General features: G+C 62.7%; 20 protein-coding genes and 1 pseudogene. 16 read left to right on the top strand and 5 right to left on the bottom strand.

What is annotated here, in order from left to right; all coding sequences use genetic code 11:
• Window positions 1-5: 5 nt before the first annotated feature.
• Together QR64_RS03735 and QR64_RS03730 are read right to left on the bottom strand one after the other, a co-directional pair.
• Window positions 6-1,574, bottom strand: coding sequence for a sugar ABC transporter ATP-binding protein (locus QR64_RS03735; RefSeq protein WP_052227187.1), 1,569 nt, complete (start codon window positions 1,572-1,574; stop codon window positions 6-8).
• Entirely contained in the window at window positions 1,571-2,947 is a 1,377-nt protein-coding gene (locus tag QR64_RS03730) for a sugar ABC transporter substrate-binding protein (RefSeq protein WP_152640914.1), read from the bottom strand. The genes QR64_RS03735 and QR64_RS03730 overlap by 4 nt, the downstream gene beginning before the upstream one ends.
• Before the next feature lie 271 nt (window positions 2,948-3,218).
• On the opposite strand from QR64_RS03730, the gene QR64_RS03725 reads away from it, so the two are divergent.
• From QR64_RS03725 to QR64_RS03710, 3 genes are all read left to right on the top strand, one after another.
• Window positions 3,219-4,697, top strand: coding sequence for an aldehyde dehydrogenase family protein (locus QR64_RS03725; protein WP_039584191.1), 1,479 nt, complete (start codon window positions 3,219-3,221; stop codon window positions 4,695-4,697).
• A 150-nt stretch (window positions 4,698-4,847) separates the two neighbouring features.
• Window positions 4,848-6,122 (top strand): Glu/Leu/Phe/Val family dehydrogenase, encoded by a 1,275-nt coding sequence (locus QR64_RS25485; RefSeq protein ID WP_083741783.1) that lies wholly within the window; start codon window positions 4,848-4,850, stop codon window positions 6,120-6,122.
• Window positions 6,123-6,151: 29 nt separating this feature from the next.
• Entirely contained in the window at window positions 6,152-6,391 is a 240-nt protein-coding gene (locus tag QR64_RS03710; RefSeq protein WP_039584183.1) for a hypothetical protein, read from the top strand.
• A gap of 88 nt (window positions 6,392-6,479) precedes the next feature.
• Here QR64_RS03710 and QR64_RS03705 read toward each other — a convergent pair whose 3' ends face one another.
• Window positions 6,480-7,478: an oxidoreductase gene (locus QR64_RS03705; RefSeq protein ID WP_039584182.1), complete on the bottom strand. Its 999-nt coding sequence runs from the start codon at window positions 7,476-7,478 to the stop codon at window positions 6,480-6,482.
• A gap of 155 nt (window positions 7,479-7,633) precedes the next feature.
• On the opposite strand from QR64_RS03705, the gene QR64_RS03700 reads away from it, so the two are divergent.
• The 5 genes from QR64_RS03700 (at window position 7,634) to mmsB (ending at window position 14,336) form a co-directional block, all read left to right on the top strand.
• Window positions 7,634-8,794 (top strand): iron-containing alcohol dehydrogenase, encoded by a 1,161-nt coding sequence (locus tag QR64_RS03700; protein ID WP_039584181.1) that lies wholly within the window; start codon window positions 7,634-7,636, stop codon window positions 8,792-8,794.
• A 125-nt stretch (window positions 8,795-8,919) separates the two neighbouring features.
• Window positions 8,920-10,440 carry a CoA-acylating methylmalonate-semialdehyde dehydrogenase gene (locus QR64_RS03695; protein ID WP_039584180.1) on the top strand — a complete coding sequence of 507 codons (1,521 nt, stop codon included), beginning with the start codon at window positions 8,920-8,922 and terminating at the stop codon, window positions 10,438-10,440.
• 143 nt (window positions 10,441-10,583) lie between these two features.
• A complete protein-coding gene (locus tag QR64_RS28550) occupies window positions 10,584-10,718 on the top strand; it encodes a hypothetical protein (RefSeq protein WP_257788998.1) in 135 nt (44 codons plus the stop codon).
• A gap of 970 nt (window positions 10,719-11,688) precedes the next feature.
• Window positions 11,689-12,768, top strand: coding sequence for an enoyl-CoA hydratase/isomerase family protein (locus tag QR64_RS03690; protein ID WP_084222275.1), 1,080 nt, complete (start codon window positions 11,689-11,691; stop codon window positions 12,766-12,768).
• A 698-nt stretch (window positions 12,769-13,466) separates the two neighbouring features.
• The gene (gene mmsB, locus QR64_RS03685; RefSeq protein WP_039584177.1) at window positions 13,467-14,336 is read left to right on the top strand and encodes a 3-hydroxyisobutyrate dehydrogenase; all 870 of its coding nucleotides are present in this window, start codon (window positions 13,467-13,469) and stop codon (window positions 14,334-14,336) included.
• Window positions 14,337-14,444: 108 nt separating this feature from the next.
• On the opposite strand, the gene QR64_RS27515 is transcribed toward mmsB, so the two are convergent.
• The gene (locus QR64_RS27515) at window positions 14,445-14,804 is read right to left on the bottom strand and encodes a hypothetical protein (RefSeq protein ID WP_235366997.1); all 360 of its coding nucleotides are present in this window, start codon (window positions 14,802-14,804) and stop codon (window positions 14,445-14,447) included.
• Here QR64_RS27515 and QR64_RS03680 point away from each other — a divergent pair.
• From QR64_RS03680 to QR64_RS03650, 6 genes are all read left to right on the top strand, one after another.
• A complete protein-coding gene (locus QR64_RS03680) occupies window positions 14,737-14,904 on the top strand; it encodes a twin-arginine translocase TatA/TatE family subunit (RefSeq protein WP_235366995.1) in 168 nt (55 codons plus the stop codon). The genes QR64_RS27515 and QR64_RS03680 overlap by 68 nt on opposite strands.
• A gap of 377 nt (window positions 14,905-15,281) precedes the next feature.
• Window positions 15,282-15,950, top strand: coding sequence for a hypothetical protein (locus QR64_RS03670; RefSeq protein ID WP_152640912.1), 669 nt, complete (start codon window positions 15,282-15,284; stop codon window positions 15,948-15,950).
• Window positions 15,895-16,188 (top strand): hypothetical protein, encoded by a 294-nt coding sequence (locus tag QR64_RS03665; protein ID WP_039584171.1) that lies wholly within the window; start codon window positions 15,895-15,897, stop codon window positions 16,186-16,188. Before QR64_RS03670 ends, QR64_RS03665 begins: the two co-directional genes overlap by 56 nt.
• Before the next feature lie 520 nt (window positions 16,189-16,708).
• Complete coding sequence (locus tag QR64_RS03660) at window positions 16,709-17,845, top strand: tyrosine-type recombinase/integrase (RefSeq protein WP_039584170.1); 1,137 nt, start codon at window positions 16,709-16,711, stop codon at window positions 17,843-17,845.
• Window positions 17,838-18,191: a helix-turn-helix domain-containing protein gene (locus tag QR64_RS03655; protein WP_039584168.1), complete on the top strand. Its 354-nt coding sequence runs from the start codon at window positions 17,838-17,840 to the stop codon at window positions 18,189-18,191. Before QR64_RS03660 ends, QR64_RS03655 begins: the two co-directional genes overlap by 8 nt.
• 75 nt (window positions 18,192-18,266) lie before the next feature.
• Complete coding sequence (locus QR64_RS03650; protein WP_318025549.1) at window positions 18,267-19,676, top strand: Fis family transcriptional regulator; 1,410 nt, start codon at window positions 18,267-18,269, stop codon at window positions 19,674-19,676.
• A 432-nt stretch (window positions 19,677-20,108) separates the two neighbouring features.
• Here QR64_RS03650 and QR64_RS26425 read toward each other — a convergent pair whose 3' ends face one another.
• Window positions 20,109-20,453, bottom strand: coding sequence for a MerR family transcriptional regulator (locus tag QR64_RS26425; RefSeq protein ID WP_411908074.1), 345 nt, complete (start codon window positions 20,451-20,453; stop codon window positions 20,109-20,111).
• 106 nt (window positions 20,454-20,559) lie between these two features.
• On the opposite strand from QR64_RS26425, the gene QR64_RS03640 reads away from it, so the two are divergent.
• Together QR64_RS03640 and QR64_RS03635 are read left to right on the top strand one after the other, a co-directional pair.
• Window positions 20,560-21,648 (top strand): NADH:flavin oxidoreductase, encoded by a 1,089-nt coding sequence (locus QR64_RS03640; RefSeq protein ID WP_039584164.1) that lies wholly within the window; start codon window positions 20,560-20,562, stop codon window positions 21,646-21,648.
• Between the two features lie 93 nt (window positions 21,649-21,741).
• Window positions 21,742-22,040, top strand: a pseudogene (locus QR64_RS03635) (hypothetical protein); the annotation flags it as partial.

The raw sequence follows: 22,040 nt of genomic DNA, 5'->3' as shown, positions 1-22,040 counted from the left end.
CTCTCTCAGACCATCGCCGAAACAAGGTCGAACTCAGTCGGTTTCGATGACACGGGTGCGGCCTGACGGCGAGTGATCTCGCCGTCCTTCATGATCACGATCTCGTTGGACATGCCGATTAACTCCAGAAGGTCGTCGCTGATGAGAAGAATCGCGACATCGTTGGCGGCAAGCTCGCGGATGATGGCGTAGATGTCCTCCTTGGCGCCTGCGTCCACACCTCGGGTCGGGTTGTCAAGAATCAGCAGGTCGAGCGGCCTGGCCAGCCATCTGGCGAGAATGCACTTTTGCTGGTTTCCGCCCGAGAGTCGGGTGATCTGCTGGTTGATGCTGTCGGTCTTGATGCTCAGCTGACGCACGAAGCGGTGGGCGTCCTTGGTCTCCCTGGCGAGGTCCAGAAGCGAGCCGCCGCCGCCGGTTGTGATACGGGAGAACGAGATGTTCTTCGACACCGAGAAGTTGTCGATGATCCCTTCACGCTTGCGTTCCGGGGGGATGTATCCGATGCTGCGCTGTTGGCGTTGACGAAGATTCAGCCGTCCGATGTCGCTGCCCTTGAACGCCACCGAACCTTCGTCGAGGAGGAGATCACCGGCGACGGCTCGGCCGACCTCGGTCTTCCCGGAACCGAGAACGCCTCCCAGACCGATGATCTCGCCCTTGCGAATCGACAGATCGACCTTGTTGAAGGACCCCGTGACGCTGGCGCCCGTCAGCTGCAGAAGCGGCGAGTCGTCGTCGGTGCCGACGGCATCGACGATGATTCGCTGCCGATCCTCGTGGTAGAAATCGCGGTCTCGCTCGCGTCCCACCATCAGGAAGTGCAACTCGTCCTCGTTCATGGCGTCTGCCGCCCGATCAGCTACCAGCACACCGTCTTTCATCACCAGAATCCGCTCGCTCCAGCTGATGAGTTCGGAAAGACGGTGACTGACGAACACGATCGACGCGTCGCTCCGCACCCGGTGCAGGATCTGTTCCAGAAAGTCGATCTCCTCTTGGGCCAATCCCGCCGTGGGCTCATCGAGCAGGAGCACCGGGTGAGGCTGTTGAAGGAGCTCGGCCAGGGCGAACGCCTTGAGGACCTCGAGCACCTGGCGAACCGCGAATGGATAGTCGCCCGCCAGTTTCCGTGCGTCGATCCACCCGTGGTCGAACCGGTCCAGCAGCTCACGCGCCATCCGCAGCATCCGCTTCTTGTCGAGAAGGCCTGCCTTGCGTAGGTGACGTTCGTGCGAGAGGTAGAGGTTCTCATACACCGTCAGGTTCGGAGCCAAGGCCAGTTCCTGGAAGATCCGAAACACGCCCTGCTTCGTGGCTTCGTGGTAGTTCGACGGCGAATATGCCTCGCCGTCGAGCAACACCGACCCGTGGTCAGCGGTCGTGACACCGCTGAGGATGTTCAGCAAGGTGGACTTACCTGCGCCGTTCTCACCGATCAACCCGACGAACTCCCCGCGGGCGACGGTGAACGAGATGTCACGTAGGACAGTCACCGGGCCGAATGACTTGCCTACGTGTTCGAGACTCAGCCGCGGAGTTGTTGCGGGGGAGATGTTCTCGGTGATCGTCATAGGACGTCAGCACCTCCGTTGTTCTTGCAGAGCTTGCGGATGTCCTTCCACGGATCGATCTTGAACGCGGTCTTGTACATCTCTTCGATCCGCTGGAACTCACCGGAGTCCGTCGCAGTGGCGTAGTCCGGTGGCAATTGGTAGCCGGCCGGCTTCGGGTAGTTGGCCCAGTACGCGTTGGGGTCGATGGGCCGCAACGAATTCTGGGGGTCCCAGTCGTCGGGATGCAGCACACGGGACCACTTCTCGTAATCGAACGGGAACCGTTCGGCTTTGTACATCAGGTCCTGGTACGCTGCGGCGGCTTCGGGCGTGTCGACCACGAACCCGCCGAAGTACATCATCCGCTCCGGCACCGTCAGCTGGAAGCCGTTCATCGCGTCGAAGACCTTGACCATGCAGTAGGCGCCGAGCCAACTGCCGTGCACCGCAGCAGAAGCCAATGCCGTCCCACCGCGCTGCATGGCGTCCAGGAACTCGTTGATGGCGTCGATTCCCACGACGGGAACCTGCATGTTCCGCGACTCCAGTGCATTGACAACAGCAATCGCAGAGTCGTCGTTCGAGCACATGATGCCAGCGACATCGGGGTGTGCCGTCAGTAGGCTTTCGATCACCGGCTGTGTCACCGAACGACTGAAACCGCCCTCTTCCCGGGCGACCATCTGAACATTCGGATAGGCGGCCAGTGCCTCGTCGACACCGACATTCCGGCGGTCAGAAGAGCTGTTTCCGCGCTGTCCCTCGATGTGGATGAATTTGCCCTTACCGCCCATCTCTTTGAACAAGATTTCGCATACGGCGCGGGCCAGAGCCTCGTCGTTTCCGGCCTGGTACGACACGAAATAGTCACCGATGTCCAACGGGGTGCTCCACGGTGCGTTCGACCACGCCGTGGATGTGGGAATCCCGGCCTGCTGGGTGATGCCGATGACCTCCGGCGTCGAAGCGGCAACGGCGGGTGCGTTCACCACACCGGCAAACTGACGGGTCACCGCTGCCTCGAAGATGCCACGCAGAGCATCAACGGATGAGTTGTCGACCTGGCGATCCCTCTCGAGGTTGTAGACCGCGCACATCTCGCGGGACGCCCGATCCCACCCCTGGAAGTAGTCGTTGTCCAGGGTGTAGAAGCTATCCAGAACAGTTCGCCGCTCGAACCGCGGGTCGTTCGGATCGGTGATCTCGACCGCCGGCACCTGTGACTCCGCGCCGGTGTTCGATGCAGTGCCGCAGGCAGCCAGGAGGGGAGCCGCGACAGGAAGTGTCAGACCTATCTGGACCATTCTCTTGAGCACTTCGCGTCGATTTGCATCACGCTCGAAATATGAGGGGTTCACATTCGCTCCGTCGTTGTGGGAGTTCTCGGGCACTCACGGAATGGTGAGTTTCCTGGTTGCCAGAATCTTGATGATCGTGAGTTTGGTCTCTGCCAGCCTCGCCAGGATTGACAAATAGTGAAACGCGCCACAACATCCTGTCAAGGCCGGCCGCGTACTGAGCCGCAACTTGCATAAGATTCGCATACGATGCAATGCAATTCATGAAAATATTCGAATTCGCTCGCAATGTGTCAATTCCGATTATTCGGTGGTTATAGTGACGTGGGTAACCCGCTTTGCGCAGAGACTAGGAGTCCAGAGCATGACCAGTCCGACATCCGCTGCCGATGCCTTCCTTGGACAGGACCCTGTTCCGTTCTATGTGGACGGACAGTGGACAACTGGTAAGCACGGCAACACGATTGAGGTGCTGAGGCCTTCGACCGGCAAGCTGCTGGCGACAATCTCCTCTGGCGATGCCGACGATATCGACAACGCCGTCCGAGCGGCGCGCCAGGCTTTTCCGAGCTGGGCCGCGCGTTCGACCCGCGATCGCGTCGTTTTGTTGCACCGTTGGGCCGATGCCATCGAAAAACACCAAGACACGTTGGCCACCATCGAATCTCGTGACATCGGCAAGCCGCTGGCGGAGGCTCTGGAGTTCGACGTGCTGTTCTCCGCGGAAGGCATCCGATACTTCGCAGACGTCGCCGACCACGTTGATCCACGAGAGTTGGTGGCAGTGCGCGGAATAGAGGCAGAGCAGCGCTTCCTACCCCGAGGCGTGTGCGGCTTCATCATTCCGTGGAATGCCCCGGGAAGCCTGATGGTCTGGGGGACTGCCCCGGCACTGGCAGGCGGAAACACCGTCGTCGTGAAGGCTCCGGAGCTGGCGCCGATGAGTTGCCTGTTCCTGTGCAAGCTGGCGGAGGAAGTCGGCATCCCAGCTGGGGTGATCAACGTCGTCCCTGGCTTCGGAGAGACTGCCGGTGCGGCCCTTGCCGGCCATCCTGACATCGACTACATCTCGTTCACAGGTTCGCCCCGCACGGGCATGCAGGTCGCCATTGCCGCAGCGGGCAACTTCGTGCCGAGCAAGATGGAGCTGGGCGGCAAGGGCGCGGCGATCGTGATGCCCGACGTCGACGTTGCAGCCACCGCAGAAAAGCTGTCCTTGGCAGTCGTGCGCAATGCTGGCCAGACCTGTTGCACAGCAACGCGATGGCTGGTCCAGGAGTCGATCTACGACGAGTTCGTCGACGCGGCCATTAACAAGCTCACCTCAGTGCACATGGGAGCCGACGACGATCCGAACACCGTCCTGGGCGCGCTGATCAGCAATGGTCAGCGCAAGCGTGTCGAGCACTATCTGCAGCGTGGCCAGGACACAGGTGCCACTGCCCTGCTCGACGGCGGCCCGACCGCGGTGCAGGGCCTGGAGGGTGGCTTCTTCGTCAGCCCTGTCTTGCTGACCGGTGACACCACCAACGTGTGCGCCCAGGAGGAGATCTTCGGCCCGGTTGCCTATGTGATGCCCTTCAAGAACGACGACGACGCCATCGCCATCGCCAACGACTCTCGGTACGGGCTGGCGAACAGCGTCTGGAGCCAGGATCTTCCGCACGCACGTGCGGTCGCCGCGCAACTTCACGCCGGCAATAGCTGGATCAACGCCCACAATGTGTTCGCTTACGGCCTACCGTACGGTGGGATCGGGATGAGCGGTTGGGGTGGTGGCGTCAACAGCGTGAAGACTTATCTGGACTACCTGCGGCCCTTGACCATTGCCCGTCCTCTGTGAGCTGGTAGCCCTCCGGCGCCTGTGACTTCCTGCGCTGGAGGGCGTCCTTCCACCCGTGGCGTCTGCCTCTAGCCCTCGAGTCGCCACAATCGTTCGAGATCGCGTACCGCTACGTCACCGACTCACCCAAGGCAACAGGAGACCATCTCAATGAGCACCCTGGCTCATATCGAAGCACCGCCGAGCCCCAATCCGTTGGAAGACGCTCGGGCTCAACTGGCCGAAGCGGTGGAAATCCTGGGCTACGACGCTGGTTTCGGGCAGAAGATGGCGGCACCCGGGCGCGAGGTCACAGTGAGTCTCCCTCTGAGGCGTGATGACGGCAGCATGGAAAATCTCATCGGGTATCGCGTTCAGCACGACGTCTCTCGCGGAGCGGTCAGTGGTGGTTTGCGCTTCAGCCCCCATGTGGACCTCGATGAACTTCGTGCGCTGGCTATGTGGATGACCTGGAGATGCGCCCTTGCCGATCTGCCTTGCGGAGGTGCCAGCGGGGGAATACGTATTGACCCGAGCCGGTACTCGCGGGCCGAGCTGGAGCGTGTGACTCGGCGCTATACCACGGAAGTCACCTCCTTGATGGGAGCGGAAGAGGATACCGTTCTTCCAGACCTGGGGACGGACGACCGGACCATCGCATGGATCACGGACACGCTATCGGACCAGGCTGGACGTTCCGACGTCAGCGTCGCGGCGGGAAGACTGCCGGGACTCGATGGGTCACGCGGACGCGAGATCGCCACTTCACGCGGAATCGTGCAACTTGCACTGGCCGCTCTGCATGAGGTCGACATCGTCGGGACGAAGGCCACTGCTGTTGTCGAGGGATACGGCAAGATTGGACGGAATGTCGTCAAGTTGTTGACGAATTCGGGCGTTCGGGTCGTCGGTGTCAGCGATGCGCACGGAGCTGTGGAATCTGAAAATGGTTTGGATGTGGCTGCTTTGGAGTCCCACTTCGACGAGTGCGGAACAGTCGCGGGGTTCTCAGGCGGAGACACATGCCGCCGTGAAGACATTCTCGAGCTCGACGTCGATCTACTGGTGCCCGCGGCCGTCGAAGGAACCATCAATGCGCAGAACGCACATCTGGTTCAGTCTTCGGTGGTGGTCGAAGCAGCTAACGGGCCTACGTCCATGTCGGCCGACCAGATTCTCTGCAAACGAGGAATTCTGGTGGTTCCGAGTATTCTCGCAAGCGCCGGCGGGGACATCGCCTCGCATTTGGAACGAGTTCCGGCGCAACAGGTCTGCAGCCGTGGCGCCGTCGATGGCGAGGCACGCCGGGAGGAGCGAATGCTCCTGGCCTGGCGGCGAGAACGGGATCAAGCACGCGAGCGCGGTGTTTCGTTACGTACCGCATCGATGGTGACGGCCGTGGGGCGTGTTGCCGAATCGGACCAGACTCGCGGGCTGCTTCCATAAAATGTTCAAGGGATGAGGAAGGCAACGGCATGGATCAAAGTGAGCGTGAGATCCTTGAGTTCGTGATCCTGTGGGCTCCTTTCGGGGGACCGGATGACGAAGAGGTCTTTGTCCGGTTTGGAATTTCGGTACCCCAGCTCTATGAGCGTTTCGATTCGACCGTCCGGCGCCTGTCAGCCGGCACCAGCGTCGCGCTCTCGCCGAAGTTGAAGATGTTGGCAACCCGCGCGATACATCTTCACCGTCAGGCATGGCCGACGGCAATCTAGGCCTTGTTCTGTCGGAATCAGATTGTGGCCCATATGAAATGCGCGCCGTCCACTTCCGCGGACGGCGCGCATTTCGCGTCGAAGTGGTTCAGCCTGCGAGTTTGACCAAAGTCCGGCCCTGGTTCTCCCCGGCGAGAATGCGGTCCAAAGCCGTCGGAAGCTCGTCGAGTGAGACCTCCGACGACCCCAACCGATCGAGCCCGACGGGCCGTAGATCGGTGGCCAGCCGGTTCCAGATTGCCGTGCGGGTAACCAGATTGCATTGCACCGAGTCCACACCCAGTAGGGCCACACCCCGCAGAATGAACGGGAACACCGTGGTCGGCAGTGCGACACCGCCGGTGTTACCCGAGGCGGCCACCGCGGCACCGTATCGCAACGCACTCAGTGTGTTGGCCAGCGTGTCGCCTCCGACGCAGTCGACCGCGCCGGCCCAGCGTTCCTTCTGCAGAGGCTTGGAGTTTCCGCTCGCTTCTTCACGGCCGATGATCTCGGCGGCGCCGAGCTCGGTCAGCCACTCTTTGGCCGACTCTTTGCCGGTCGCCGCGACAACTTCGTAGCCTCTGGCGGCGAGGATTCCGACGGCCACGCTTCCGACGCCACCGGTGGCGCCGGTCACCAACACCGGACCCGCTTCCGGTGCCAAACCATGGTCTTCGAGCTTGGCCACACTCAATGCAGCCGTGAAACCCGCAGTGCCGAGGGACATCACGTCGCGATCGGAGAGGCCGGCTGGCAGCGGGACAATCCATTCGGCAGGCACTCGTGCCATCTCACTGAATCCGCCGTGGTGCTTCACGCCGAGATCGTAACCGTGAACCAGTACTTGATCGCCGGCCCGGTAGTCGGGTGAAGCAGACTCCACCACGGTGCCGGCAAGGTCGATGCCGGGGATGATCTTGGGCAACCGGGCCACGTTCCCCTTGTGGATACTGGCGAGGCCGTCTTTGTAATTCACGCCCGACCAATCCACGCGGATGGTCACGTCGCCCTCACCGAGCTGATCGACGGCAAGTTCGGTGATCATTCGTTCGGCGCTGTCTTCGTGGTGGTTGACCACAAAAGCTCGGAAAGTGCTGCTCGGCATCTGTTTTGACCCTTTCTGTTGGTCTTCGGTGTGCTGGACTCCCAGTGTCCGCACACAGCGGCGCGAGGACAACCGACAGATCGTCGGTGCACTGGCGATTATGCAGACGATCTGCACCTTTTGATGAACGTGATGGAACATGGACGATTAATTCCATGAGCTACACCATCGCGGTACCACAGCTGATGCGTATCGGCGCCGGTACGTTGAGCTCGGCCGCAGATGTGGCCTCCAGGTTGGGTATTCGCCGGCCCATCGTGATATCGGACACGTTTCTGGCTCAGAGCGGCAGCGTCGACCGGTTGGTCGACATTCTTGCTCGAAGTGGCTTGAGTGTCGCGGCGTTCACCGAGACGGTCCCAGACCCGACGACGAAATCGCTTCAGCCTGCGCTAGATTGCCTGAATCGGCATGAGGCCGACGCAGTGATCGGTTTCGGTGGTGGTAGCCCGATCGACACTGCCAAGGCTCTGGCGGTGTTGGCCGTATCCGACGAACCGATGCGCAGCTTCAAGGCTCCGCGTGACTACGGCGGCCCGGCACTGCCCATCATGGCGATCCCGACCACCGCCGGAAGTGGTTCCGAAGCGACCAAGTTCACGGTCATCACCGACAGTGAAACCGATGAGAAGATGCTCTGCATCGGCAATTCATTCCTGCCGACGGCTGCGATCGTCGATTACGAACTGACACAGACGATGCCGAAGAGGCTCAGCGCTGACACCGGAATCGATGCGTTGACCCACGCGGTCGAGGCGTACGTGAGCATCAAGGCCAACCCGTTCGCGGACGCCTTGTGCCTGACGGCGATGCAGGGTGTGGCCAAGAACCTCCGCCGGGTCTACGCCGACGGGCAGGACAGTGAGGCCCGAGAGGGGATGATGCTGGCTGCCACCCAGGCCGGTATCGCCTTCTCGAACGCCAGCGTGGCTCTGATCCACGGGATGAGTCGGCCCATCGGTGCACATTTTCGTGTTGCACATGGTCTTTCGAATGCGATGTTGTTCCCTGAAGTGACCCGATTCTCGGTTGACGCGGCGGTGGGCCGGTATGCTGACTGCGGTCGGATCATGGGACTGGCGGGCTCGGGCGACAGCGACAACGTGGCCGCCGGCAAGTTCGTTGACGGTATCGCCGAGCTGTGCCTGGATCTGCACGTCCCGACCCCGGCACAGTACGGTATCGCGCGGGCGGAGTGGGATCGGTTGGTGCCCACCATGGCAGAACAGGCGCTGGCCTCCGGTTCGCCGTCGAACAATCCGTTGGTCCCAGATGTCGAACAGATAGTGGAACTCTATTCATCGGTCTATTCGTAGGCACTGATGCTCGAACATACGGGCAGAAGGCGAACAGGGTTCATCAGGATCGACGGAGCATCTGAGCATCTCGCTCAGTTCGAACAAGAGAATTCGGAACAGATGGTCAACGGAAAGGACAACACATGACCACGCAAATTCCCCATTTCATCGATGGCAAGCGCGCCACCCTGAAGTCGAGTCGCACCGCGGATGTGATGAACCCCAGCACCGGTGAGGTGCAGGCGCAGGTGCTGCTCGCAACGGCGGAGGATGTCAACACCGCTGTCGCTTCTGCTGTTGCTGCCCAGAAGGATTGGGTGGCCTGGAACCCTCAGCGCCGAGCTCGTGTGATGATGAAGTTCATCGAGTTGGTCAACGCCAACGCCAACGAGCTCGCCGAGATCCTGTCTCTCGAGCACGGTAAGACCATCGCCGATTCGTTGGGTGACATCCAGCGTGGCGTCGAGGTGATCGAATTCTCCATCGGTATCCCGCACTTGATGAAGGGCGAGTACACCGAGGGTGCAGGGCCGGGCATCGACGTGTACTCGTTGCGGCAGCCGCTCGGCGTGGTCGCGGGTATCTCGCCGTTCAACTTCCCGGCCATGATCCCCCTGCAGCAGGTGGGCCCGGCACTGGCCACCGGGAACGCGGTGATCCTGAAGCCGTCCGAACGTGATCCCTCGGTCCCGGTGCGTCTGGCCGAACTCTTCATCGAAGCCGGTCTTCCGGCCGGCCTGTTCCAGGTTGTGCAGGGCGACAAGGAAGCCGTTGACGCCATCCTGGCGCATCCGGACATCCAGGCCATCGGCTTCGTCGGCAGCAGCGACATCGCGCAGTACATCTATACAGAGTCGGCCAAGAGCGGGAAGCGCTCGCAGTGCTTCGGTGGCGCCAAGAACCACATGATCGTGCTGCCCGACGCTGACCTGGAGCAGGCTGTCGACGCGCTGATCGGTGCCGGTTACGGATCCGCGGGCGAGCGCTGCATGGCCATCAGCGTTGCGGTCGCGGTCGGGGACGAGACCGCTGATCGACTGCGCGCCAGGCTCGTCGAGCGCGTGAACCAGCTCAGGGTCGGTCACAGCCTCGATCCGAAGGCCGACTACGGACCGCTGGTCAGCAAGGCCGCGCTGGACCGCGTACATGACTACATCGCCAAGGGTGCCGAAGCCGGTGCCGATCTGGTGGTCGATGGTCGCGAACGTTCCACCGACGATCTGACCTTCGACGGTAGCGAGCTCGAGGGCGGCTACTTCATCGGCCCCACCCTGTTCGATCGCGTGACCGCGGACATGCCGATCTACACCGACGAGATCTTCGGTCCCGTCCTGTGCATCGTGCGTGCGAAGGACTACGAAGAGGCTCTGCGTCTGCCCACCGAGCACGAGTACGGCAACGGCGTTGCTGTGTTCACCCGCGACGGTGACGCGGCCCGTGACTTCGTGGCACGGGTTCAGGTGGGCATGGTGGGGGTCAACGTGCCGATCCCGGTGCCGGTGGCCTACCACACCTTCGGTGGTTGGAAGCGCTCGGTGTTCGGCGATCTGAACGCCAACGGCCCAGCCGTGATCCAGTTCTACACCAAGGTCAAGACCGTGACCTCGCGGTGGCCCTCGGGCATCAAGGACGGCGCCGAGTTCGTCATCCCGACGATGAACTAGACAGCTCTGCAGCAGATCACCGCCGCGGGCTCCGGCCGGCGGCGGTGATCTGTGTGTTCAGGTCTTCCGCGAGCGCTCGATGGTGCGCACCGCGGCCTGCGGCCTGTCACGCCGCACAGTCGAGAGCGAGACTTCTCCAGATCATGAGCAAACGCCTTATGACCGCGATGTTCCTGGCGATCATGACGATCAGCGTCGCCTCTGCCGCAGTCCTCCTCGGGCTCATCGGAGCGGTCGTCTGGCTCGCCACGTGGCGTCCTGCGGTGCGCCGGCTGTGACGAACGATCCTGCGGCTCGGGATCAGAGTGCGGAGATCATGGCCGCGGCTCGGCCGCAGATCAGCGGAAACCACAGGTTGGCCGGGTCCGGCGGCGGGTGGCCTTCGGCGGGACGATCCTGGGCCTGACCATGATTCAGGGCGGACAGTATCTGCCCGGGTCGATCACCATGCTGATCGGTGTCACAGTCCTGATCGGCTCTGTGCTGCGGCAGGTTTCGACGGTGCGGCGTGCACCGCATCTGGCTGTACGGGTACTCCGGATCTGGCCGTTTGCGGGTCGGCGAGGTTGCCCCGGGTGCACGGCGGTATAGGCGAGGACATCAGCCGTGACGCCCGAAGACTCCGGCCTGCAGGCGAGCGCAAGGACCGAACTGAAGACGATAGTCAGTCCGGCTGGGTACTGAAACGCGCCGGACGCCAGCGCCGCTTACGCCACCTGCCGGCAGTTCGGCGGAGCGGTCGGGACGGCCACGATCGGTGGGTGCACGCCACGTGTGCGGCATCGCCGGAACTTCTGGTCAGGAAACGATGAAGAAATGTACGGCTAATCAGCGGGTTTAATCGTTTTTGAGCCTCGGACAAGTCGGATTGACCTCTGCGATGGCCACGACGGCTCCGGCACGGCGAAGCGCGCTTGTTCGTGAAGCGCTCCGGACAAACTGTCGGGGAGACCGGATGTTTCCGACGTTTCGTGGCCCGGAAGGCCGCCGACGTGCAGATACGCTGAACCGGTGAGCCCACCGACTAGCGGCTGCCGATCCCGTGGTCGACGGACAGCCAGAGCCGACGATTGACCCAGGCTTCCTCCGGTCCGTAGCTCGGCCGCATTCGCCACTTCGATACCGCCCGGGTCGAGGGTGCGCGGTAGCCGAGCGAATTCCGCAGTGAAACATCGAATATCCACCGTGCATGAGCGAAAATCGCGGCGCTTTCGTCTGTGCGGTGTAGGTCAGGAATCTGGAGACACGATGAACGGGGAGCCTGTCGTAGCGGGGCACGAGATGTCCGGACAATCTGATGGAATCGTCTTCACCCGCAACGGGTCGGTGGGACGCATCACGCTGGACCGGCCGAAATCGTTGAACGCATTGACGCTGGATATTGTTCATGCCCTCCATGCATGTCTCGACGAGTGGCAGAGGGCCGCCGGTACGGTACTGGTCTTCGACAGCTCCAGTGACAAGGCCTTCTGCGCCGGTGGGGACGTCCGCAGGATCCGACAGAATGCATTGGCAGGACGTCATGCCGACAACGTCGAATTCTTCACCGCAGAATATGAGCTCAATCTTCGACTCGCGGAACTCGATACGCCGCTGGTCTCGGTGATCGATGGAATCTGCTTCGGCGGTGGTCTGGGATTGTCGGTGCACGGTGCGTTCCGGGTGCTGACCGAACGCGCAACACTGGCGATGCCGGAAACCGGCATCGGCTTTCTCCCGGACGTCGGAGCCAGCTACTTCCTGTCGAGGTTACCCGGCGCCGTGGGAACCTATCTCGGACTCACCGGCTACCGACTCGATGCCGCCGACGCGCTGTACGTCGGGCTCGGAACGCATCGGGTCGCTGATGCCGGCATGGTCATTTCTGCCCTCGAGCGGCGGACAGGTTCGGTCGATCATGCTCTCCGGGCCTTGTCGCCGGGAACCGCCCCCGCGCCGCCCGGTCGTCTCGCATCTCATCGGGACGACATCGACTGGTGTTTCGGAGCGAACACCGTGACAGAGATACGCACCCGTCTGGGCGCGCTGTCGACGCAGTGGGCAGAAGACTCTCTGGCAGCTCTGGACGCGGCCTCCCCGCAGAGCCTCGAAGTCACGATGAGCACCCTGGCCATGGGAAAGCAGATGGGGCTACGGAAGTGTCTTTCTATGGAACTCGACATTGCGACGCGCATTGTGCGCACGCGCGACTTCTGCGAGGGAGTGCGGGCTCGGTTGGTCGATAAGGACGGCCGTCCCGTCTGGGTTTCTCTGCCGAACGACGATTTCGCCGACGTGAAGCAAGGGCTTTGGGCCGGTCCACCGGTCGACAGGCCCCGTGTGCGGTAGGTCGGCGTCGTCGCACATCTCCGGACAGGTTCGCGATCGCGCGGCAAACCCGAGGACTGTGCGGAGAGCATGCCGCGCCCGCAGTTTCGTTGCTCGATGTGTGCATCCTGCGGCGCGCCGCGAGACGGCACACGCCGGGACTGACCGCGTACAGGAGGTGATCGCAAGTCGCTTTCGGGTTCGGTCGCATTTCCCATTCCGCCCGCCGCACGTCCATCGCCGCTGAATGTAATTCGACGTTTTTGTTTGCGGTTCGCTGTTGATGCTCTGTGCACTCTTCTTGATCTCGCCCGCAGCACCCGCAAATTCTTGTATGGTGAAGTGGCGTGGAGTTCGGATCGAGCGACTTCATCCAGCCGCCCCCGGTGAGACGCACTGGCGTGAGTCATTCACCGCTGGAGCAGATATGGACGCCGTGAAGGCGCTGGCTCCTCGTGATCCATTTGCGGGTGACCGAGCCATGAAGTGCAGGCCACGAATTGAATATTCTGCATAGTTTGAGCGTTATGCGAATTCTGGGGATGTCTAAGATCGTCGTTCAAAAGCGGATAAAGTGCAGTCGTTCACAATTAACGTAGATCGGGCGACATGCCACATTCCGGCTGGCCTCGCCAGCGTGGCCGAGAGGCCGACGAGGCGCAGTTCGATCACTGGCTTCGCAGATGAACCCTGATCAGAAGTGATGAAAGGCGTTGTAAATGACGACAATTGCATTCCTCGGGCTCGGCAACATGGGTGGACCGATGGCGGCCAACTTGCTGGCCGCAGGGTTCGCGGTTCGCGGCTTCGACCTGGTTCCGGCGTTGAGAGCCGCGGCAGAATGCAAGGGCGCGACTGTCTTTGAAAAGGGTACCGACGCTGTTGCCGACGCAGACGTGGTGATCACATCGTTGCCCAACGGTGCCGTGGTCAAGGCCTGCTACGCGGAGATTCTCCCCGCGGCGAAGCCGGGCGCACTGTTCATCGACACTTCGACGATCTCGGTCGCGGACGCGCGCGAAATCCACGACAGTGCGTCGAAAGCTGGTTTTCAACAGATCGATGCTCCGGTGTCGGGTGGCGTCAACGGCGCCACTGCGGGAACGTTGGCGTTCATGGCCGGAGGGGAGACCGACGCCGTTGAACGAGCTCGATCGGTGCTGGATCCGATGGCGGGCAAGATCATCCACACGGGCGAGTCAGGCACCGGACAGGCTGCCAAGCTGTGCAACAATATGATGCTGGCCGTGCAACAGATCGCGGTCGGCGAGGCATTCGTCCTCGCTGAGAAACTGGGACTCTCAGCTCAGTCCTTGTATGACGTGGTGACGGGAGCGACCAGCAATTGTTGGTCCGTGAGTATTAACTGCCCGGTGCCGGGGCCGGTGCCAACCTCGCCCGCCAACAACGACTTCAAACCGGGATTCGCGACTGCACTGATGCACAAGGATCTGGGCTTGGCGATGGACGCCGTGTCCTTGGCCGGCACCAAGGCGCCACTGGGTACTTTGGCGGCCGAAATCTACGCACGATTCAATGCGCAGCACTCCGACAAGGACTTCAGTGCAGTGATCGACGTGATGCGCTGAGTAACCGACTGTCCGATATGGGCGGAACGGTGAAAGGCGAGGCGACAACTGGCGCGCTGTCGGTGTAGTGAATGATGTCGAACCCACTGAATTGCCGCGGTTACGGCGCTATTTGATGGGATCGTCATCTGTGCGGTTCTGAACCTCAGCGAGTAGCTGATGGTCGCTCCGGTACGCCACGATCCCGGCGAGGGTGGTGTCGCAGCGGATCTGGCGAGCCGGTTCACGGTCGGCGACGACGGTATCGGTCTCAAGCTCAACGTGTTGATTCATGTTGTTAATATTCAAAATTCGTGATTCTGCATTCGTGTGGTGGGCCGGGGTGGTCACACGAGCTCGTCTGAAGGAGATCAAAATGGGCGCACTGAGTCCATGGCACTGGGCAATTCTGGCTGTCGTCGTGATCCTGCTGTTCGGCGCGAAGCGCTTGCCGGACTCGGCCCGTGCGTTGGGGAAGTCGTTGCGCATCTTCCGGAGCGAGGTCAAGGAGATGCAGAGTGATGCCAGTCCGCTACCAGATCCGCGGCTGTCAGCGACGACGGCCCCACCGCCTGCAAGCACGTACTAGTGTCTCGAGTCGGACACCCGGGCCGGCGAAACCGGACTTCTTTGGAACGGTCACAACGTGCTGCTGTCCGGGGCAAACGGTCCGGAGTGATCAAAGTTGCGCTCGACATCTGGCTCCGAACCGTCGCACGAGGGTGTACCAGAATCTTCTCGTAACAGCCGCGATGCGTGCTCGCATCAACTCAGTCACGTATGTGAATGGGATTTCATGGCTCAGTCATCTTTTGCAAGGCTCTGTGTGAGCTCAGCGCGGTGCGCGAAAGGCGTAGCCCTGCGTGCAGGTGGTGGACCCGGTGTTTCGAGTGCACGGCGATCTCGTCGCCGGCGGCGACGGTGTACGCGCCGGCCTGGCTTGGCGCGGGCAGGCTGGCGATCGGGATGAGCGCCACCGTGAGGGCGTTCAGTGTTGCTGCTCGGGTGGGCCGCATCGCGGGTCCCTCTCTTTCTGGTGGGGGCGGTGACCGATGGCGTACGGCGCTGTTCGCCAGCGACGGCATCGAAGGCGTGGCGGCCGTGCTCACCGGCGCCAGTCACTTCGCAATTCTCAACCCGGCCACTGCGGTCCGGTCAGCGCTACTGCGACTGCCCGGTGCTCGTGGCGACGAGCTGGCCGCGATCGCCACCGTGCCGTCCTACGATCAGCTTGGCCTGGCCGTGCCCGCCGAACTCGGTCTGCACTCGCTGGGCGACCTCGCGGAGGCGAAACCGCCGTTGCGGGTGTCCCTGCGCGGGAGCCGTCCCACCCACAGCGTGCACCTGGTGCTCGATGACGTGCTGGCGTCAGTCGGGATCTCCCTCGACGACATCCGGTCTTGGGGCGGTCAGGTGAGTTATGACGACGGGCTGCCGCACAAGTCTGTGCGTACGCAGCTCCTACGCAACGGCGCCATCGACGCAATCTTCGATGAAGGCGTTTACAACTGGGTCGAACCGGCCAACAACGCCGGGCTGCGCTTCCTGAGCCTGTCCGAGGACGACATGTCACGGTTGGATGCGGCAGGCTACCGGTCCGGCACTCTGCGGAAGGACCCGCTACCCGACGCTTGACGCCGATGTCGACACGGTCGACTTCAGCGGATTTCTGGTTTTCACCCGCGCCGACGCCGATCACGCCGTGGTGGCGAAGTTCTGCGAGGCGCTGGTCGCCGCACGGGAGCGCACCGGTTGGCAGGGCGGACCGACCCTGCCGCTGGAAGACATGGTCACCGACACCATCGACGCACCGATACCCATTCCGTTCCACCCGGCCGCGGAGGCCACCTGGCGCAGACACGGGCTTCTCTAACTGCAGCATTCAACCCTTACGGTTATCACGACGTATTCGCTTCATCGGCCGCCCGCGTCCTTGTCCGCGCATCGACGTCTCTAAGCGGGTGTTCAGCGCCGTCGACGGCGGGGCCACCCCGACCAACTTGCGGACACGAGCGGGACTGCTGAGAACCTGACCGCTGCCGGCGGTTGGCGATGGTGATGAACGGCGCCGCGAGTGCAACCCAACCGGCTTCGCCCGTGAGAACGCCCTTGTTACTAGGTGAGGGACTAGCGGCGGTTATCAACGCCTCAAAACTATCGGCACGCAACACATTCGGCCTTAACCTGACATAATCTAAGTTATCGGCGTTAAACTCTCGGGAGTAGCGGTAGGTGCGGTTACTGCCGTCTACCTGGGGTGATCGGGTTTGCGCTGGTGGGCGGCGGAGTGGGCTGGCGTGGTGTCGGCGCCGTGGATGTGATGCTTGTGCGTCGGTCCAGCGTCCCGTAGGTTTCTTGCATTAGATGCAGGTTTCCACGGGTTGGAGGTCGGCGTGGACGGTGTTCCTGGGTTCGTTCCGCGGTTGTTGCGCGACGGTGAGGTCGGCCTGTTCCGCGCCGAGGACCGCGTGTTTGAAGCAATGGTCGAGGGTTGGCGGGCGCAGATGCTGGCGCGTGGGCTGACGAGAGCAACGATCGATGGGCGTTGCGGGGTGCTGCGCCGGTTCCAGGAGTTCGCGGGCACGTTCCCGTGGTCGTGGAGGCCGGTCGATCTGGATGACTACATGGCTGGGCGGCGCTCGGGTGAGAAGCCGGTGAGCTGGACGACGCTGCGTTCGGACAGCAATGCGATCGCGATGTTCTGTGCCTACGTCTCGAGTTCGAGTTACGGGTGGGGTGCGCTGTGCCAACGGGTCTTCGACGATGTTCCGGCCCAGATCGCGTTCGAGTGGAACACCCCGCGACACGCCTGCGAGGATGCCGTTCCGGCTGGCCGCCGGGCCTTCACAGCCACGGAGCTGCAGAGACTCTTTGATGACGTGGACGACCGGGTCGATCGTGAGTTCGCTGCTGGGAGTAAGCGCTGGCTGCCCCTGTTGCGGGACTCGATCGCGTTCAAGGTCTGCTACGCCTATGGGCTTCGGCGTCGCGAGGTGGCGATGCTGGACGTGCAGGATTTCGGCCCCAACCCGCATGTGCCTGCGTACGGCGACTTCGGCGCCGTGACCGTCCGATGGGCCAAAGGCACCACCGGGTCGGGGCCCCGGCGCCGCACCGTGTTGACGGTCCCGGAGTTCGACTGGGTGGTTGACCTGCTCCGATTCTGGATCACCGAAGGCGGCCGGCGGCACTTCGCCACCGCTGACCGCTCGACGGCGCTATGGCCGAGCGAGCGAGCCGAGCGGATAAGAGTGGGTAGCTTGAGTGATGCCTTCGCTGCCGCCCGCGAGGGGGCCGGCTTGCCGAAGGAGCTCGGACTGCACTGCCTGCGGCACTCCTATGTCACGCACTTGATCGAGGCCGGCTACGACCCGGCGTTCGTGCAGACTCAAGTCGGTCATGCCTATGCGTCGGTCACCGGGCTGTACACCTCGGTCGGCGACGATTTCAAACAGAAGACCATCCAGCGCATGATCGCTTCGCGGCTGGACGGGCACGGCAGGAAGCAGGAAGGAGACACTGATGGCTGAGCAACGACGCATCGGGTATCGCTGGAATCTGCGGACGCAGATGGCGCAGCGCAACCTGTGGAAGAGCACCGAACTGGTGCCGTTGTTGAGGTCTCGGGGCATCAACCTGTCCGAGAGTCAGGTCTACCGGCTGGTGACCGGCACACCAGAGCGGATCCCGGCACGCACGTTCGCCGCGCTCTGCGACATCCTCGACTGCGAACCGGGTGAGTTGTTCGAGCCGTTCGTGGAGATGCAGGCAGCGGCCGCCGCGCAGGCGCCGAAGCGGCCGGAAGACCTGGGGGTGGCACCCGGCCAGCCGATCGCCCGCCGGGTGAGACTCGTCCGGGGCGACAACGAGGACTGACCGATACCTATGGCCAGGCCCCGCAAACCCGACGACCCGGACCTGCGTCGCGTGTGTCCGTGTGATCGCTGCGGCTTGGGCTACCCGCTGGTGGTCACCTGGGGCCCGGAGGATCAGATCTGCGGCTACTGCTACCAGCAGGCCAAACGCACCCGCGGCACCTGCGACTGCGGCCACATCGGCGTCTTACCGGGCCGAGTAGATGGGCGCCCGGCCTGCCGGGCGTGCGCCCAGATCACCCTCAACATCGATTGCGTGCGCTGCGGCGCCGAGGACGAGATCTACCGCGCCGGCCTGTGCTGGCCATGCGCACTGAGCGAGACCGTCGACGGACTGCTGACCAACCTGGACACCGGCACCATCGCCGAGAGGCTTATCCCCCTGGCTGAGGCGTTGAAATCGATGAAACGCGCCAACAGTGGACTGACCTGGATCCGCCAGCGGCACGTGACCGACTTCCTGAAACAGTTGGCCACCCTCCCGGAGCTCACGCACGAGGCGATCGATGCACTTCCACGCTCGCGCACCCGCGACTACGTGCGCGGGCTCCTAGTCGAGCACGGTGGCCTGCCCCGACGTGATGAGCTGCTTGTCCGCTACCAAGCCTGGGCGGACACAGCACTGGAGAGGCTGACCGAGGACACCAACCGGGCCGTCATTGACCGCTATATCCGCTGGCACCATCTGCGGCGCATGAACCAGATGGACCTCGTCCCCCACGGCACCTTCCTGCGCAGCAAGCAGACCGTCACCGTCGCGATCAACTTCCTCAACTGGCTCGGCGAGCGCGACATCGCGCTCGCCGACGTCGGCCAGGGCGAGGTTGACGCCTGGATCGCCGGCGGGCCGACCACGCGACTGCTCGTCGATCGGTTCCTCGGCTGGGCCATGGACACCAAGAACGTCCCACAAGGGCTCACCGTGCCCCGCCATCGCCGCGGTAACAGCACCACACTCAGCGCCACCGACCAGGCCGCCGCCCTGGACCGAATAGTGGACGGCGACACCCTGACCACACGAGACAAGGCCGCGGCGATACTGGTCCTTGTCTTTGGCCAACAGATCCAGGATATCGCCGCGCTGACCTGGGACGACATCACCGTGACCGAGGACCTGGCGACCATTACGCTCGGCAGCGGCCCGATCGTGTTGCCCGCCCCGCTCGACGGGTCGTGGCGTGAACTTCTGGCCAACCCTGGCCACGACCAGACCGCCGCTCACCCGAGAAGCAACTGGGTCTTCAGAGGGCATTCCCCCGGCATGCACATCGATCCGATGCACCTACGCCTCCGGCTACGAGACCACCTCGTCAGCGCCCGCGCCGCCCGACTCGGCACACTGCATGAACTCAGCAAAACCGCCCCGGCCGCCATCATCGCCGACGTCCTGGGTTATCACCCATCGACCATTGAGCGCCACGCCGTCGACGCGGCAGGTACGTACGCCGAATACATCGTCGCCGTACGGGAGCACGGCCAGAGGTGATTCTCCGGAAATTACCGAGCAATCGGTATCACGGGAAATAGGTAACAGGAAACAATCTCCGTTACCGGAGTGGAGAGTGCCACAGAGTAATTCTCCGCTCGAGAAACCGCGATCAGATCGCCTACTCCCGCCTTACGAACACCCGTTCCTGCCAGCAAGATAATGGCTGGCAGGAGCGCCTTTTGAGGCCAGATCACGTTCACTACAGCCGTCTGCCGTGATTACATCGGTCGGCCGCCTCGTGTGGAGCAACGGGAAATCGACAACGCTCTTGCCTGAGAGGTCGGCTCTGTGACCGCGGCACTTCGTCGGTCCTTGATCGATATCCAGTACGGACGCGCACGCGACTCCCGAGGCTGGCTCCACCGCGTCCTTTTCCCTGATGCCGCCAGCGGCATGTCTGGCTGGCCCTCTCGCTGGGGGCCGGCACCTTCAGTTGATGGTCCGCGCGGCGGTGTCTATGACCTTGTCGAGAGCTCGCAGGGTCTGTTGTTGCGCGGCGATCCGGCGGCGGAGCTTCTCGCGCTCGTGGTTGAGGTCTCTGGCCAGCTGGTCGTCAGCCGTGGCCGAGGCCCCCCCGTCGGCGTCCTGGATGCAGGGCAGGATCTTATAGATCGTCTGACTGTTCAACCCAGCCCGATACAGCTCCTGGATCCGGTTGACACGGTCAACTGCACTGACCTGATACTCGCGTTGCCCTCCCGGGGTGCGCGTCGACGAGAGCAGCCCCCGCTGTTCGTAGTAGCGCAACGAGCGGGCGCTCACCTCGGTCAGCATCGATAGCTCTCCGATCCGCATCGCGCGCCCTCCGGTAGTCGACTTGCAGCTAACACCCATGTCAGGTTCTACCCTCGATCGTAACGTTCGCCGAAAGGAAGCAAGAATGCTGTTTGACCAGATCCAACTCGGACCTGTCGACCTCGCGGGCCGGGTGGCGCTGGCGCCGATGACCCGGGTAAGCGCCGATGCTGACGGGCGCGTCAACGAACGAATGGTCCAGTATTACCGCCGGTTCGCTGCCGGTGGCATTCCTCTCCTGATCATCGAGGGCGCGTATATCGACACCGCTGAAAGTCAGACCTATCTCTACCAGCCGGGTTTGGCGACGAAGGCGCACGCGGAATCGTGGCGCCCTCTGGTGGACGCGGTTCGTGCGGAGGGCGCCGCGGTGATCGCTCAGCTCCAGCACTCCGGGCCGCAGGGGCAGGGGAACCCGTACTCAGACCGCCTCGTGTCCGCGTCTGCCATCGCCGCGCGTGGAGAGCAGATGAGCATGTACCGCGGCGTTGGTCCCTACGACATTCCTGAGCCGGTGACCGCAGCCGAGATCGAAGAAATTCATCAGGCGTTCGTGGACGCCGCTCTCCGCGCACAGGGCGCGGGAGTTGATGGGGTGGAACTCCACGGAGCCAATGGTTACCTGCTCGACGCCTTCCTCACCGACTACCTCAACCACCGGACCGACCAGTACGGGGGGAGCACCGCCAACCGAGTGCGGTTCGCCGCCGAGACCGTGCGCAAGGTCAAATCGGCAGTCGGAGACGGCTTCATCGTCGGCATCCGCATCTCCCAGGGCAAGGTCAGCGACGGCAGCCACAAATGGGGGGGAGGCGTCGACGACGCGGACACGATCTTCCGCAGTCTCGCAGAAGCCGGGGTCGACTATCTTCACACCACGGAATGGAAGGCCGCACTGCCCGCGTTCCCCGGTGAGGATTCCAGGCCGCTGTCTGCCCTGGCGAAACAGGCGGCTCCGAATGTGACAGTCATCGCCAACGGACACCTCAATACGTGCGACGACGCCGACGCTGTGGTCCTAAACGGCCATGCCGACATGGTTGCGATCGGCAAAGCGGCGCTGTCCAACCCGGACTGGCTGAATCGCGCCTACAGCGGAGCTGAACTCCTGGATCCCCTGTCACCCTCGGCCTTCGGTGAGCTAGCGACCATCCAGGACTGGGAATTGCAGTAGGGCTCCCACCTGAGGAATCACCACAACATCTCCGAGTGCGGCGAGACTGGACCAAGACAAAGTAGAAAGTCGTGGCCGGGAAGGAAATCTCACATGTCGTCAGATCCGAAGAAGGATGCACTCCGCGTCATCTTTCCGCAATGGCAGGCATGCGGAGTCGGTTACGCGGCCGAGTTCACGAAGGACCTCACCGCACGATCGGTCCGTCATGGATACGAAGTCGGTCCACGGCTGTTGAATACCGTCTTCCCCGGCGGCGAGGACAACACTGTGGTCATTCCGGTAGTCGACTTTGATACCGGAGTCGAGCAAGGAATCGAGTCTCGTTCGGCGGTGCTGGCGAATCTGGCCCTTCCGGATCCGGAGTGCGTAGCGGGGTTCGCGGCTGACGC

This window comes from Rhodococcus sp. Chr-9 (genome assembly GCF_000801125.1).
In the GTDB taxonomy this organism is placed as follows: domain Bacteria; phylum Actinomycetota; class Actinomycetes; order Mycobacteriales; family Mycobacteriaceae; genus Rhodococcus; species Rhodococcus pyridinivorans.
This window is presented reverse-complemented; position numbering and strand designations above follow the sequence as displayed.